Annotated in this window: 7 protein-coding genes and 2 pseudogenes; 4 read left to right on the top strand and 5 right to left on the bottom strand. The window is 60.0% G+C overall.

All coding sequences use genetic code 11. The features are described 5' to 3' along the window. Window positions 1-257: pseudogene (locus AC0L3O_RS21925) on the top strand (hypothetical protein); the annotation flags it as partial. A gap of 107 nt (window positions 258-364) precedes the next feature. Here AC0L3O_RS21925 and AC0L3O_RS21930 read toward each other — a convergent pair. Beyond that, window positions 365-2,494 (bottom strand): prolyl oligopeptidase family serine peptidase, encoded by a 2,130-nt coding sequence (locus AC0L3O_RS21930; RefSeq protein ID WP_473616569.1) that lies wholly within the window; start codon window positions 2,492-2,494, stop codon window positions 365-367. Between the two features lie 1,225 nt (window positions 2,495-3,719). Here AC0L3O_RS21930 and AC0L3O_RS21935 point away from each other — a divergent pair. Both AC0L3O_RS21935 and AC0L3O_RS21940 read left to right on the top strand, forming a co-directional pair. Continuing rightward, a pseudogene (locus AC0L3O_RS21935) lies at window positions 3,720-3,896 on the top strand (transcriptional regulator domain-containing protein); the annotation flags it as partial. Window positions 3,897-4,011: 115 nt separating this feature from the next. Further along, the gene (locus AC0L3O_RS21940; RefSeq protein WP_473616570.1) at window positions 4,012-4,527 is read left to right on the top strand and encodes a DUF2285 domain-containing protein; all 516 of its coding nucleotides are present in this window, start codon (window positions 4,012-4,014) and stop codon (window positions 4,525-4,527) included. Between the two features lie 390 nt (window positions 4,528-4,917). On the opposite strand, the gene AC0L3O_RS21945 is transcribed toward AC0L3O_RS21940, so the two are convergent. From AC0L3O_RS21945 to AC0L3O_RS21955, 3 genes are all read right to left on the bottom strand, one after another. After that, complete coding sequence (locus AC0L3O_RS21945) at window positions 4,918-5,409, bottom strand: aminotransferase class V-fold PLP-dependent enzyme (protein ID WP_473616571.1); 492 nt, start codon at window positions 5,407-5,409, stop codon at window positions 4,918-4,920. Window positions 5,410-5,767: 358 nt separating this feature from the next. Continuing rightward, entirely contained in the window at window positions 5,768-6,541 is a 774-nt protein-coding gene (locus AC0L3O_RS21950; RefSeq protein WP_473497314.1) for an HAD-IIA family hydrolase, read from the bottom strand. Window positions 6,542-7,846: 1,305 nt separating this feature from the next. Further along, window positions 7,847-9,322, bottom strand: a complete 1,476-nt coding sequence (locus AC0L3O_RS21955; protein WP_473536680.1) for an NAD-dependent succinate-semialdehyde dehydrogenase — start codon at window positions 9,320-9,322, stop codon at window positions 7,847-7,849. A 1,476-nt stretch (window positions 9,323-10,798) separates the two neighbouring features. On the opposite strand from AC0L3O_RS21955, the gene AC0L3O_RS21960 reads away from it, so the two are divergent. Next, complete coding sequence (locus tag AC0L3O_RS21960) at window positions 10,799-12,154, top strand: aspartate aminotransferase family protein (RefSeq protein ID WP_473616573.1); 1,356 nt, start codon at window positions 10,799-10,801, stop codon at window positions 12,152-12,154. 1,032 nt (window positions 12,155-13,186) lie between these two features. Here AC0L3O_RS21960 and AC0L3O_RS21965 read toward each other — a convergent pair. Further along, window positions 13,187-15,028, bottom strand: a complete 1,842-nt coding sequence (locus AC0L3O_RS21965; protein ID WP_473616574.1) for a type II toxin-antitoxin system HipA family toxin — start codon at window positions 15,026-15,028, stop codon at window positions 13,187-13,189. Between the last annotated feature and the right edge of the window lie 253 nt (window positions 15,029-15,281).

Here is a 15,281-nt window from a genome sequence, read left to right on the forward strand (position 1 = left end):
ATTTTTTTTACTTTAGCCATATTTTGGCCCGGGGGGGGGTCTGGGGTAACCCCCCTTTTTTTGGTTTTTTGTTTGGTGTGTTTGCGGGGCTGGGTTCGGGGGGCGGCGGAGGGGGAGGCGGAGAGGCGCAGGGGGCTTTTGGAGTCGCGATAGCCGGCTGTGCCAGCAGCATCAAGACGACGGCCGCTGTTACTCCCCGCGCCACCTTCACTCGATTTGTTGCCATGATATTTCTCCTTGCTCTTCAGAAATGGTAGACTGCAATAGTCCTGCAGTATTGATTGATATCGACAGCGTGCGGGGCGCGCATTTGCGCAAACCGTGCTCGCATTATTTGCACCTTATCGCAGTCCTCGACCTCTACTCACTCATTCGACGCCCGCCTTTCTCGAGCTCCCGGTCGTCTATGAAAGCTATCGGCGTGCCAGCCGATCGCGCTGCGAAGGAAGTGGATGCCAAGACTGATGAATGCAGCGCGCTCCCGATTGTCCTTGCCGTAGCCGTGGCCGCCCGCGCCGGGCTCGTAGAAGTACGCGGGATAGCCAAGGGCCTGCAGCTTTGCCGCCATCTTGCGCGCGTGGCCCGGATGGACGCGGTCGTCCCGCTTCGTGGTCGCGAGCAGGATAGGCGGATAGGGCTGTCCGGGCGTCGCGGCGTGATAGGCGGAGACTTCCTTCAGGAAAGCCCAATCGTCAGCCTTGTCGGGATCGCCATATTCGTCGATCCAGCTCGCGCCCGCCAGGAGCTTGGTGTAGCGGCGCATATCGATAAGCGGAACCGTGCAGAACAGCGCGCCGAAATGCTCAGGATAGCGGGTAAGCATGTTGGCGATCAGCAGGCCGCCATTTGAGCCGCCCTCGGCGGCAATCCGCCTCGGCAGCGTAATGCCCCTTCGCACGAGGTCGGCGGCAACGGCGGCGAAATCGTCATGGGCGAGACGCTTGCCCTCCCTCCGCCCGGCATCGTGCCACCGGGTGCCGAACTCGCCGCCCCCGCGGATGTTCGCCACCACACACGTGCCGCCGCGCTCGAGCCACAGCTTGCCGAGCGAGGAGTTGTAGGAGGGCAGGAGCGATATGCCGAACCCGCCATAGGCGCTGAGATGAACCGGGGCATCCCCGTTCCCATCCGCCGGGCCGACCTGTGTATAGGGAATCATCTCACCATCGATCGATACTGCCTCGTGGCGCGTGACCACCAGGCCGGATGCGTCGAAATTCTCCGGGCTGCGCTTCAGGATTACTGAAGCGCTGACAGGCGGCGCGGCATTGAGATCGAATAGGAAAAGCTGCGGCGGGGTGATTGGATCATGAGCCCCGACCAGAACCTCCCCATTGGTCTCGTGGTCTGCGGCATCGAGTGACCAGAGGTGAACAGTCCCTTGCACGGGAACGGTGTCCAGGGCTCGGCGCGTCCATTCCTGCGGGCCCGGCGTGAACACCTCGAATCTAGGAACGAGGTTCGCCAGGTAGGCGATAATGAGCTTCCCGTCATTCCAGAAGAATGACTGCAGACAGCGCCTCTCGTCCGGTTCAAACAGGGTACTGAAACGGCGTTCGCCGGCCAGGAAAGAGGAAAGCGAGATGCCGATCAGCGCGTCGGCGTGATAGGTCGTCCCGGCAACCGTCCATGCTGTGCGCGGCTTTACCGCCAGCCAATCGCCGAAGTTACCCCACCAGGCGTCCTTAGGAAGGTCGATCTCAATCTTCGGCCCGCTTTCATCGCCAATGCGGACTATCTTCTCGAAGCAGGCCAGCTGCTCGATGAACCACACGCGCTCGCTCTCGGCGGTACGGTCCAGATGGCCAGACACACCCAGGGTTTCGGAACCGGTCTCGAAGATTACCGGCGCGGTGAGGGGATCCGCGCCACGCTTCCACAGTCGCACGGTGCGCGCGTAACCGGAGCGGGTGGCCATGCCATGACCAAGCGCACTGGAAAGCAGAAGCGTGTTGGGGTCGAGCCAATCAATGTCACCCTTGGCCTCGGGGAGATTGAAACCGTCGGCGACAAAGCTCAGAGAGCTCAGGTCGAATTCGCGATGCACGACCGCGTCGCTGCCGCCGCGCGACAGGCGCAAGACGGCTCTTTCGCGCGTCTCCGGCTCGATCGACGCGCCGCCCCAGACCCAGTCTTCTCCGTCGCTAGCCGCGAGGGCGTCCAGATCGACCAGTAGCTCCCATTGGGGATCCGCCTTCATGTAGGCGGCAAGGGTGGTCCGGCGCCACTGTCCGCGCGGATTTCCGGCATCTTGCCAGAAATTGTAGAGGTACTGACCACGGCGCCAGATGGTGGGAATCTTGTCAGGACGGTCGAAAATCGCTGTCAGGGCCGCCCGGTCGCGCTCGAACTGCGTTCCCGCGAAGTGCTTCAGGGTCTTTGCCGACTGGCTGGCGGTCCACGCAAGTGCCGGTTCGCCTTCTACATCTTCAAGCCAAAGATGAGGGTCATCGTCGGGCGCATTCAGCGTTGGGCGGAAATCGAATTCGCTCATGTGCGAAAGACCTGAGGAATGAAGGCGCAATGGCTCTCGCCTGCTCGAGAAGGATCAATGTTTGCGGCGTCGCCCGCATGCTCGAAAAGCGTGATCATGGATGAGTTCTTCCCAGTCGGTGCGGCGTCGCAGTGCTTTTGCGCATAGGACCGCAACGGTCGTGCCAACTGGGAAATCCTTACGGAACAATGGGATCGCTCTGGCAGCGCTGTGTCAGATGTCAGACATCGTCGCGAATGCGACAACGAGCGTACCCCGTAATCACCGGATCAACCTCCGGCGCGAGCGGTGACACCGTGCAGCACTCAAGCAGGAGTGGCTGGGCTGTGGTCCAGCGGCAAAAAACCGGAGATTCGAGGAAAGGGCTGGCGCCGCTTGGGCGACCTGATGGTGCCCAAGCCCTGCCGCAATCTTGGCCTGCACCGTTCCCTTGGTTGCATTCTTGAAGTCTGTCGATCAAGTCACCAAGCTGCATTCGGGCGAACGCATGGGACTCGTCCCTATGGCAACCTGGGCTGATGTCGGGCCGCCGTCCGATATGAGGGTTTAGGATTGGGGGAGCTCGGGCTCGGCGTAGTATCTCAACGAGACGCCTAATGGTCGACGATGTCTACCTGACGCTACGCATTGGTGTGCCGCGGCAACAGGGCAGTGCGGGGCAAGTCTGCTTGGAAGAATCAGCTGCAGCAGGCGCTAGTGAGCCCCGGCCGCTCCATCTCCATGCCGCTCGCAAAACCCCGGCGTGAGCACCGGCAAAAAGCGATCTGCGCGCCTCGCCGGTTCGTTTTGCGGTCCACTGAGCTGTCGGCTTAACCTGTACAACTATACAGGCTGCCATAGCGCGGAACTTGGCCTCCAATGGCGGAAATTCCCCCGAGGAGACCTCCATGACTGAGCTTATAGCGCCGGCGCTACGACAACTTTCCCACAAGCAGCGTGCAATCCACCGCCACGCTAATGCGCCTGCAAGGAACGTCTGGAACGCGACGCAGGAGCCGATCACCGCCATCAAACCGGCTCCCTTGGCGTGCTCAGGCCGCGCTGGCTGTCGCTGCGCGGGTTCGACGGTCTGGTGGCCATTTGCGCGCGCCTTCTGCCCTCCAAGGTGCCAATGGCACACTCTTCGACCAAATGGCGTCATCGGGGTCTGGTGGCCCCGGCGCCGGTGCTTTGCCAGGTGGCATGATGTTTCGGCCTCCCTGGGGGCGGGCAGGGGAGCACAGTGATGCCTACAGTTCTCGTGACTGGCGCGGATGAGGCTGATTGGCGCGATGAAAGATCGTACGATTACACCGCTGGTCTGACGCCGCGCGAATGGGCCTGGGAGTTCTTGCGCCGCAATCCAGCATTCCAGCGTGATTTGACGGCTGCAAGCCAGCAGGCCAATACTTTGTCGCACCAACCCTTTCTCGACGTGGTCGCGTCGCCCGGCGACCTGTCACAATGGGGTCTCCTGTTTCGCCGAGTCTTATGGGCGAAATTCGCTCGTATTCTGGTCTCCGCTCTGGTGCGTCCATGTGCTGCCGGTCATTGCAGAACAGCTGTCCGCATCCTCGGCGACATTGCCGTTCGAGCTCTCGGCGTTGCCATGTCGTGCGACGGTCCTGCTGGCGCCCGACAAGGGCCAGCATGTTCTTCTTCGCAATGCGGAACATACGCTCCAGCTCGCCGTCTCTGGCGCGGATATCTTGCGCCCTGTTTGCCTCCGCACCGAGGCGATCTGGCCAGCGATGCTTTCGAAGCCCCGTCTGAGGGCGCTCGAGTGCCTCAATGCTCTAAGTCTGGGTCAACACCTGCCCGCCCGCTTGTTTCCGCCGGAAAGACGCGGTCCGCGTTTGACCTTCATTCTTCGTGCGCTCGACGGCTCACTTGCTGGAGCGTCACATCGTGAGCTCGCCGAAGCGCTGGTTGGTCAACGGCGCGTCCATGCCGACTGGAGGGATCCTCGCGATCATCTGCGCGACCGCATTCGCCGTGCCGTCTCGCGTGGCCGCGCACTCATCAATGGAGGGTACAGAGATTTCCTTCTTTAAAAAGTGACAGTCCGCCCTGTGCGTCAGCGGGCGAACAGTTCGGAGCTAAAACCCGTTACCACCGATTGGCCCGCTCGACATGGCAGCGAACGGCCTTCGAGGGCGCTCTGGTTGAGGCATCCTCGATGCCAAGAGGCACGTTCGTATTGTCCGATAGCCGACAATGTCGAGTACGCAAGGTACAGGAACCTGACTCTCGGGTGTTTTTAAGCGCTTTTTGACCTGGCACGGTACATGCATGCTATTCAGCAAAACACGCGGACTGAGTGGTTCCCACCTCCACGAGAGTCGCTGAATTACGCCACCTCCCAAGGCGTACCCGGCCCGGCAGCGAGCTCAGTCTCCTGCCGGGCATCCGTGTTCAGATGTACTCGCGTTCAGAACTTCAAATTAGAGGCGCAATGCGGTACCTGTGGAGAGACAGATTCCGCGCATCGCCAGGCGCTCGACATTCGCATCGGCCTCACACCACGGGATGGTCAAAGAGCACGTATTTGGAAGGCGCGGTGCTTGAATCCCATTAAGACGTACTTGCGGCAGGCGGATTGCCAACTCCCGTTCAAAGTTGTTTCGAAGCGCGTCGATGCCACTCGCTAGACGCAGCCGCCGAGCCGCCTGTTCGCGGCAACGGCCAGTCAGACGGCTGCTTAGCTGTTCAGCGTCCCCGCGCCGTCGCCCGTCCTCCTGTTCACCATAAAAAAGCGGTTCGAGGCGCAACCCCTCCCTAATGTATAACGCGCCAACGCCTTTCGGGCCCTGGAATTTATGCGCTGATAGGGAGAGCAGATCGACTTCGACGAACTCGTCTGTCAGATCTATGGGTATACGACTAACAACCTGCGCGGCGTCCACGTGTAGGATCGCCTCCGGAGCGAGGCGCATATCGGTCTAAACTCCAATGGGTTAAACGACGCCCATCTCGTGGTTCGCAGCCATCACAGAAACGAAGGCGGTGTCGGGCGTGAGTGTCGCAGCGAACGCATCTGGTTGATCCGACCTGACCCATTCGCTGGACGTAGCCTACTTCGGCGCGCGAGACTCTTCGGTCGAAGACTCTTGCTTCATAGAAGCCAAGACCGGCCTGCATTGGTCTACATGGGTATATTTTCGACTAAGTTGTCATGCTTATCACTTCTTTTCTGGATGCGGCCAGCTGTTCCTGCCGATAATTGCCCAGGTTGACGGCCGCCATGCGGAACGCAGAGGGAGCCTTTGGTCTTCGTGTAGTGGTGCCCTCGGCTTATTGGTTCACGATGATCTGGCCCAGATCGGCAAGGCACTCGACCACGTGGTCCGGCCTGAATGGAAACCGCTCTATGTCAGCCAGTTTCGTGACCCCAGTAAGCACAAGGGCTGTCTTCAGCCCCGATTCCAGCCCGGCGAGCACGTCGGTGTCCATGCGGTCACCGACCATGATGGTATCGACAGCTCGCACTCCGAGCCGGTCGAGCACGTTGCGCATCATGAACGGGTTCGGCTTCCCGACGAAATAGGGCTGACGGCCGGTGGCCTTCTCGATTAGTGCTGCGACTGCACCGCATGCCGGATGGGAGCCCCGCTCGGTCGGGCCAGTCGCATCCGGATTGGTGGCGAGAAAGCGCGCGCCCTTCGCCACAAGCTCGGCGCCAGTTGCGATCTGCTCGTAGTGGTACGAAGTGGTGTCTCCGAGGACCACGAACTCGGGGGCAAACTCCGTTATCCGGCAGCCTGCCTGCCGCAGGGCCTCGACCAGACCGTGGTCGCCGATGACATAAGCAGATGATCCGCGCTTTTGCAGTTCCACGAACCGCGCAGTGGCGAGCGCCGACGTGTAGATGTGCTCTGGCTGCACGGCGAAGCCAAGCGCTCTTAGACGCTCGGCATGATCTTCGGGCGTGAAGCGCGAGTTATTGGTGAAGATCTGAAACGGCTCACCCTTGGCGACTAGCCCGGCGACATAGTCGACCGAGCCAGCAATCGGTTGGCCGCCGCGGACCAGGACCCCGTCCATGTCGAGCAGATGCGCTATAATCATTGGATCTCACCCCTCAATGTCTCTCGTGGATGTGCGGCCTGGGCACGTCTAGTGTCACTGTATCTTGTCCAGGCGAGAATGCCGGCGACTGTAGCGATTCAGAGCGATGCGCGAAGGGCGCTCAATTGCTTGTGCGGCAATAAGGAGGTTGCGGCGTAAAAAGTGTCCGCAACCGCTCGCCGTGCGGACGCGCTGCACCGTTGGGCTGACGACATTCGCTGTGTCAGCGCATCTGATGGACGATCGCGTTCTAGTTCGCGTGAACCACCTGGCGAGACGTTTCTCTGCAGAACCATCGTGATTGATGGCACCACAGTGATCCAGCATTGTCTCGCGCCGCGGACGCAAACACGCCGGTGCCTTGGCGGACTTTCCAATGGTCGGACAGCCTATCGAACGATTTCGAGAGTCGCTCCCGCGCCCCCAAGGTGTGATTCAGTACCGATATTGACGCCGACCGCGAGTGGTTTACCCGTTCATTTGTTTTCGCGTTTCCGCCAAGTCAGGGTGACAGTCGGGCGCCTGCGATGTCCCTTCGCGAAGAGCCTGACCCGTTCAAAAGCCTGCTAGGCGCCGAGCTTGGGCCGCGGCAACAGAAGAGGAGGTATTGCGACTTAGGGCATTTTTTGAGGCAGAGCCCGAGACACTTCGTTTTGGGGGCGGCGGCCGGGTATTGATGCTTGGCAGGAGTGAAGATAGAAAATGGCAGCGGCCGGCGTTGCAAAGAAGGGAAGGCAACAGGGCAGCGCTATGACAAGGGCGAGCGTCGATTCAAGCACGTCGGAAAGGGCGCTCATCCCGTGTTTGAATTTCACGACAGCGAGCCGAAAACGTGGGTCGGAAAATGCCCCTCAACCCTATCTGAACGTGATCGGACAAAATTACTAAATGAGGCAATTGGGGCGCCGAACTGTGATCGGCACCTGCCCGTTCCGAAGAAGCTATACGTCGTTTACCAGGGGACATTTATGAGGCCCAAACGAGCGATTGCGGCCGAATCTATCAGGATATCCATATAAGGTGAGCTGTCGGCGGCGTGGATCTCCGGGTACTTCTTGATGCTGTCGCCCCGCACAGATGAGATGCTTGCCGCGGTTGGATAGGATGAGCAACGTACCGTCAGGTACCGGCGCCTTGGCTCGTCGCCGCAGAGGCGGTTCAACGTACTGGGCGCCTAGATGCACACTTAAGGCGCGCAGGCCGGGGTCGCGATAGACGACCCGAACCAGCCGCAAGCAGGTTCGCCAAAGCGCTCGATCATCCCTTTGGTTCATTCTGAGCCGGAGGTGTCCATCCACATAGAGATCAGATTCCGCCTATGCAGAGATATTTCATTTCGAGGTAGTCTTCGAGCCCGTGGCGGGAACCCTCCCGCCCGATGCCGGACTGCTTCATCCCGCCAAAGGGCGCCGCTTCCGAAGACATACGCCCCGTGTTGATGCCAACCATGCCATATTCCAATGCCTCGGCCACGCGCCAGACACGCTTCAGGTTCGAGGCATAGAAATAGGCGGCGAGGCCGTAGATCGTGTCGTTGGCCTCACGCACAACCTGATCCGCCTCGTGGAAGCGAATGATCGGCGCCAGCGGCCCGAAAGTCTCCTCTTGCGCAACCGCCATCATGCTGGAGATTTCAGTGAGGACTGTGGGCTTGAAGAAGGTGCCATCCTTGCCAATACGTTCGGCCCCGCATCGAATTGTCCCACCCTTGGCAACGGCATCTGCGATGTGGGACTCGATCTTGGCCAAAGCATTCAAGTCGATGAGCGGTCCGACGTCCACTCCGGGGGCGAAGCCGTCGCCAACCGACAAGCACCGGACTTTCTCCACGAACTTCTCAACGAACTCATCGTGAACGCTCGATTGGACGTAAAGGCGGTTCGCTGAAACGCAAGTCTGGCCGGCATTGCGGAACTTCGCCTGGATCGCGCCGTCAACCGCAGCGTCGATGTCGGCGTCATCAAAGACAATGAAAGGGGCATTGCCGCCGAGCTCGAGGCTGACCTTCTTGATCTGGTCCGAGCACTGGCGCATGAGCAGCCGGCCAACCTCGGTCGAGCCTGTAAAGCTGATCTTGCGGATCTTGGGATTGGAGCAGAGTTCGCGTCCAACGCCAGCACCTTCGGACGCATAGATCAGGTTGACGACACCGTCTGGAAAGCCGGCTTGATGCGCGAGGGCGAACATTGCGCCTGCCACGAGCGGCGTCTGTTCAGCAGGTTTGAGCACGATCGCGCAGCCCGCCGCCAAGGCCGGCGAGATCTTGCGCGCCACCATCGACGCTGGGAAATTCCATGGCGTAATCGTGCCGACCACACCGATCGGCTGCTTGATCACCAGCATGCGACGGTCTGTCGAGGGTGCGGGGATCGTCTCGCCATAGATGCGATTGGCTTCTTCGGCGTACCATTGCAGATACGCGGCCGCATGCGAAACCTCCGACTTGGCTTCGGCAAACGGCTTGCCCATCTCAGCAGTGAGTATGGCGGCAAGATCACCGGCGTGGTCGATGATCAGCTCATGCCATCGCCACAGAACGTCGCTGCGTTCTCGGGCGGTCAGAGCCGCCCATCCAGGCTGCGCTACGTAGGCCTTTTCGATCGCAGCGCGTGTCTCCTCCACGCCCATGTCGGGAAGTACTGCCAGCACTTCGCCGCTCGACGGGTTGAGGACCTCGAATGTCCGCTCGCTAACTGGCGTGCCGAGCGCCGGCAGGCGATCAATGGCGCCAAACAGGTCCGCGGATTTCAGGTGGCGGACCATCGGCAGGCACAGGGGCAATACTGAATTCCTCTCAAACACTGCGGATACGCATGTCAGCAGGCGTCGGTGTATATTCCGCGTCCGGGGATGCTTATAGGGCCTCGGCCTGATGGCTGGTAGACCATTGCACTCAACTTAAAGGGAGAATTCTTGAACTGTCGTGGTCGATGATTAAGTGACAACCTGAACAATGGACATCGGCTTCCGACCGAGCAGCCAGTTCACGTGGCCTGAACGGATCGCGATCTCTGCCATCGGAAGGGAGGCTCCCATGAGGAGAAGGCGAGCCACGATTCGGCGGATCGGTCGACTGACCCGGCAGGTGCTTCGCACGCCCGCGAAAACAGCTCCGCCGGCCTTTCTCACCGAACCGAATTTATCTCCCCGAGAAAGGGAGAAGGAAGGCGAACTGGGCTGCCGGGCTCATCCTTGCCCCCAGCGTCAGGCCGACGACCATAAATGGCGGGCTCGGCCGGAAGCAGCTCCGCCGCTGCCCTGACTTGATCGAGCATCACCGATCGATCAGGCTGCGCGGCGCTGAGTGTTGTCGATGCCGAGCTTCTCGAGCTGCGATTCGAGGGGCGGGGCTGCAATCGACCTGGAGGGATCCAGTTTGTAGATAGCATAGGCGCCGATCCATGTTCCTTGGTTGCCTCGAGCTCTGCCTCTATCCTTGAAGACCAGGAGATTTTCCTGTTTCCGGCCGTGTCCGATTGAAGACGTCTTAGTTTCGAAACGCGACACAACAGACGCGCCGGCATCCCACCCGCGTGGCACGAATGCGTGCTTTTCTCCTTTTGATCGCGCTCCTCGGTGGCACGTCAATTGCACGTGACAGTTAACGGCCGGGGGGCCCAGACGAATTGTTCCTCTCGATCAACCAACTGCGCGCAGAACGTGACGGTGCGCAAACTGAGGGAGTAGCTGATGCGAGTAGTCGTCGTATAGATCCATGGTCACACCGGCATGATCATCGGTTCGGACAGCCGCGCCCGGAGGTCGACCACCGCGGCGAGGTCGAAAGCATGACGGCGGTACTGCGAGAGGGCGGCCACCAGACGCCGGGGTGCGACGGCGATAAAGAACTGCTCGCTTCGCTCGTGTGGTTTATGCCGCCCATCCGCAGGCCCGGCCCTCGGGGATCGCCTTCAACATGCGTACGGTATTCAGGGCGAGAAGTGGTCTCACCCACGTTTCCGCCATGCCCCGGCGGGCATCCCGTACACCGGATCCGGCCCGCCCCGGCATGGGCTAGCGCTCGACAAGATCATCGCCAAGAGACTAGCCCGCGATGCCGGCGTGCCGACGCCGCAGTTTCGCGTGATGGTTGCGGCACCAGTGCCGGCGAGCTGCGATTCCGCCACGAAAGTAGGCAGCATTCTCGATCCGTGTTGATGGTGCAAGCACCTCCATCAGAACTCGCTCCAGCGCCAAATGGCATCAAAGTTTTATAGAGCCTCGCCATCTCGACAAAGGTAGTCAAGGAGTTCGGACATGCAGCGCATTTCAGGGCTGGGCCACAACCGGGGAGAGGTCGTTGGGCCAAAATCTCGCGAGGAGTTTCAACGAGCGCTAAAGATCACGCCCGGCGGCAGCATGCGTGCTGCGCAGTTCTTCGCTCCCCACCCGCCATATGCTGTGGCAGGAGCGGGCAGCTGGATCACTGACGCGGACGGCAGCAAGGTCTTCGACTGCGCAAACAACTCCTTCTCGCTCATTCACGGCCATGCCTTTCCGCCGGTGATCGAGGCGCTGCACAAGGTCCTGGACGACGGCACCGCATTCGGGCTTCCGACCACAAGCGAGACCAGGCTCGCGGAAGCAATCACGACGCGTTCGCCGAAGCTTGAGCAGGTCCGCTTTACGAGCTCCGGCACCGAGGCTGTTATGTTCGCTGTCAAGGCCGCTCGCGCTATTACAGGGCGCCCGATGATTGCCAAGTTCGAGGGCGCATATCACGGCGCCTATGACTATGTGGAAGTGAGCCTTGATTCTGCACCAGACAACTGGGGCGATTCGTCGCCTAACAGTGTGCTCTATGCCAGTGGAACTCCCGCCTCCACCGCCGCGGATGTCCTTGTCCTTCCTTACAACGAGGCCAAGTCGTGCAGAGAGCTCATCCGTGCACACCATGAGCGCCTCGCCGCGATCCTTCTCGATCCAGTTGCTCCCCGCGTGGGCATGGTTCCGATAGAGGCGGATTTGCGGGAGGTCATCCAGGATTGCTGTAACCGCTACGGTATCCTGCTTGTGGTTGACGAGGTCGTTTCTTACCGCGTCGGTTTCCGTGGCGCCCATGACATCTTCGGCTTTGAGCCGGATCTGGTCGCTTTGGGCAAGATCATCGGCGGAGGTTTGCCCGTTGGAGCCGTAGCGGGGCCTGCGTCGTACATGGCGGTCTTCGATCACACCAGGGGCAAGCCAGCCGTGTCTCACGGCGGCACGTTCAGCGCAAACCCGCTCAGCATGACAGCTGGGCTGGTGGCACTACAATCATACACAAAGGATGCCGTGGCCCGTCTTAACCAGATGGGCGAAACGCTTCGTAGTGAAATCATCGAGCAACTCAGAAGGCGCGAACTCCCAGCGCAGGTTACCGGCGCCAGCTCCCTCTTTCGGCTCCACCTGAAGACCGAAGTGATCCGAAACTACCGGACCTCGTTCCCGAGCGCGTTGCAGAAGGCGGCGCTCGCAAAGGTGCACCTTGCAATGCTGGAACGGAGTTTTCTAATGACGACGAATTGCTCTGGCGCGCTCTCGACCCCAATGAGCGAGACCCATGTCCAAGATCTAGCCGCAGCGCTCGTGGATGCCGTTCATGAAACTTGGAAACAATCTCCGTGGGACTGATGAGCAATGGTGGAAAGCGCAGCTTCGCGGCAGCCCTCGCGTCGGCGGCTTCGCCGATACCTGTCATTGGATCCGCGAAGTGATCGGGAACGAAGCGGGAAAGGAATGCACGACAATAACGTCGACCGGCGCACCGACGACCGTTGCCATGTCGAGAACACGCTGCAATTCAAAGGGCGGTCATCGGTGCCGCTCGCACCCGGTTCAACAAATTAAATTCGACCGTTAGCTGCCAATTGCGCTTGGCGCAGGATGACAGCGCCTGGCGCGGCTGGTCCGGGATCGACCGGTAGTGTCAGCTTGCCTGCCCGTGCACAAGCGGAAATCGAGGGCCGCGCGCAAAGACGCCCCATCGGCTTCGCGGTTTGACTGCAGTGAAGAGGTTTGCTTTCGTTTTTCACCGAATCCAGCATTCCTGCCGTTTTCTGAGATTTTGCAGGGTTGGTTTGCGGCGTTTCCGAGTCCTTCTACCCAGTGTGATTTGTTTTTGCTGGGAGCCCGCTTCCTGCACAATGGCCCGGAACCTGCGCCATCAAGAAGGCTTCCATGGCGTCGTCGTAGAGGCCAAGCTCCTGCGTGGCCTTCGGCGAAGCAGAGTCTTGGCCCATACGGGTAACGATCCTTCGCGCAGAAAGACTATGGGAACATCATCAAGAATTATGATTCCAATGCGAAATTTTGGATTATTGATAAAGAACTTGTCCTTTCACGACAGAGAAAAGTTGCAAGTCCGCAGCATCGATGACTTGTCACCTGTCCACATGAGTCCTGGCGCTTCAAGAACCGCGCCTGATCACCCTTCAGCTGCCAAGCGCGATCCGCGCCCGCCCGGGCTGCGCAACCTTGACCAGCTCCGCCCGGGCGAACGCTGACGTCGCACAGTCCATAAGGGGTCAAAAAATTGGACGCGGATGGGAGGCCGGATTGGGAAAAAGCGCAAGCTCAAGCTCGAACGCTATATGGCTAGGCGGTTCGGCCAATAAGGTGTTTGGGTCTGAGAGCGGAAACCGTCGTATCAGTAGATCGATATATCTACGCAAACCCATCGATGCGTTCGTGGACGATCGCGCGCATTTGCTCCGCCATCTTCGCGCCTTGAGAGCCGTCTGATAGAGGCGGCGGCAATTCGAGGTGGTTGAGAGCGCGTGAGAGGGCTGCAACAAGATCGTCGATGCTGGTATCCGCATCGGCTGCCCTGAGGCCAGCCGTGCTCGCGAAAGCCTTGAAGTCGGCGCGCCGCAGACGATCGTCCTTGTCGTTCAGCTTGAGGGCCATCCGGTCTTTTTCGAGATGTGGAAACACGCGAGTCGTGACCGCGTCGTAGAGCGGAGCCATGCGGACTGAGCTGAACTGCGCGCTGCCGGGCTCTGCGATTTTCAGCAGTGCCATGTTCTTCAGGTGCATGTCGCCATCGGCGATCAGCCAGGCGAATAAGGATCGCTTGAGGACAAGCAGGACGTCGTCTTCGGGGGAGGTCGATAGCGGTCTTAGTGCCCGCGCGATTCGCTCCATTGTGCCGTCGTATTTTGCTTCCGTGGGCACACCGAGCACTGAGCAAAAATCCTCAAGCGCCAAAAGGTGCTTGTCGTCAAGGCTCGTTCTGATGTCGAACCGCTCGACGAGGAGCGCCGGAGGCATCCCGTCAGGCATGGGGACGAGCGCCGTCGCGGGCGTCTTGAAACCGGCCGCGCTGCCCAAAGCGAGCGACTGCCATTCGATAACCGGCAGGGCCTCAAATCCACCTGTACCGGCAGGCTTGAGGATGTGGGTGAACGGTTTGCCGGTACTGGGGGAGAGAGTACCGTCGATATCGAGGAACATCGGCGCTTTGATCTGAACGCCCGATAAACGGGGCGTATCGGTACGCTCGAAAATCTGCGCCAGATTGCGCTCGAAGCTCTGCTCCAGATCGCCCCGACCCGGCCCTGCATACTGGCCAGTGAAGATAGAATTTCTAGTGAAGCCAGTGAGCCGGGTTAGCAGGACGTCGGGCGGCAGGGCGGAGAGATCGCTCGCACGCTCGACGATGGTGATGTTGGACATGTAGCGTTTGCCCGAGCGCAGCGTCGCGCGCTCGTCGCGGTCATTCAACACCGACTCAAGCCAGCCTTCAGGCAGCAGCGAGAGGATGAAAGGAGGGAGCTTGCCCGGCGTGGTCTGGCGAATAAGTGGCGGGCCATCCTGATCGTCTGGATTCCAGCGCCACTCAAAACCATCATGTTTGAGATTGCCGAGCGGAGCGCCGTGCCACGCTACGATCAGATCGAACGCGGCTTCATTGCGCGCAGGCTCTGCGGTCACTGGACGGCGGAGGAGGAAGCGCTCAGCGTGCTCGCCTTCGCGATACCACTGGTTTTCGCGGGCAAGCGCCCATGTCGCGTCGGCAGCGCCCTGGGCGCTGCCGTATTCTTCTATGAGGCGGTTCGCGATTGTCTCGCGCATCGTCTCATCGATGGATGCCGCGTGTTCGCTGCGCAGGCGGAAAGCTTCGAGGAAGCGCTGGCGCATCGAGGAGACGTCGATCCGGAATTCTCCCATGCCATCATCGACATTCGCTTGAGCGACTGATGGGTGGTCGGGAGCTGCGTTCTGAATGATTTCCAGCGAGCGCAAGCGCGTGCGCTGTATTCGTCGCCCGCTCAGGAACAGACGGCCATCGCGGGTCGGGCCGAGAAGGACAGCGCTCGCCGCCGAGAGGTAAGCGTTGGGATACAGGTATTTGGCGATGCGGACGGCGTGTTTGAGTATCGTGGCCTCGATATCCTCCCCGGCATCGACATAGATGCCGCGCATTAGCTGGACGAGCTTGCCCGTTTCAGCCTGATAGTGGCTGCGGGTCTTATCGATGTTTTCCCCGACGAGGTGAAGGGCCATTTTCTAACTTTCTCGTATGTGAAATACGGGAAAGTTAGCATACTGACTCCATATGTTAAGAGAATTGAACTTTCACGTATTTCAAATACGCGAAAGTTAATACCTTCTCGGACGTCGACGGTCTCTTGCTCGGCAATCGAACCGCCGGGCGAGAGCCTAGTCTGCGGGCGAGCAGGCAGAAATAAAGGCGTTCATCCTGCCGCACCATAGTCGAATCAGCCAAACGTATGTGGGCGGAGTTCTTCAGCATCTA

The sequence above is a fragment of the Mesorhizobium sp. WSM4810 genome, assembly GCF_055811235.1.

Coding starts and splice junctions, on each gene's coding strand:
- AC0L3O_RS21930 (WP_473616569.1), bottom strand. CDS start 2,494: ATGAGCGAATTCGATTTCCGCCCAACGCTGAATGCGCCCGACGATGAC.
- AC0L3O_RS21945 (WP_473616571.1), bottom strand. CDS start 5,409: ATGCGCCTCGCTCCGGAGGCGATCCTACACGTGGACGCCGCGCAGGTT.
- AC0L3O_RS21950 (WP_473497314.1), bottom strand. CDS start 6,541: ATGATTATAGCGCATCTGCTCGACATGGACGGGGTCCTGGTCCGCGGC.
- AC0L3O_RS21960 (WP_473616573.1), top strand. CDS start 10,799: ATGCAGCGCATTTCAGGGCTGGGCCACAACCGGGGAGAGGTCGTTGGG.
- AC0L3O_RS21965 (WP_473616574.1), bottom strand. CDS start 15,028: ATGGCCCTTCACCTCGTCGGGGAAAACATCGATAAGACCCGCAGCCAC.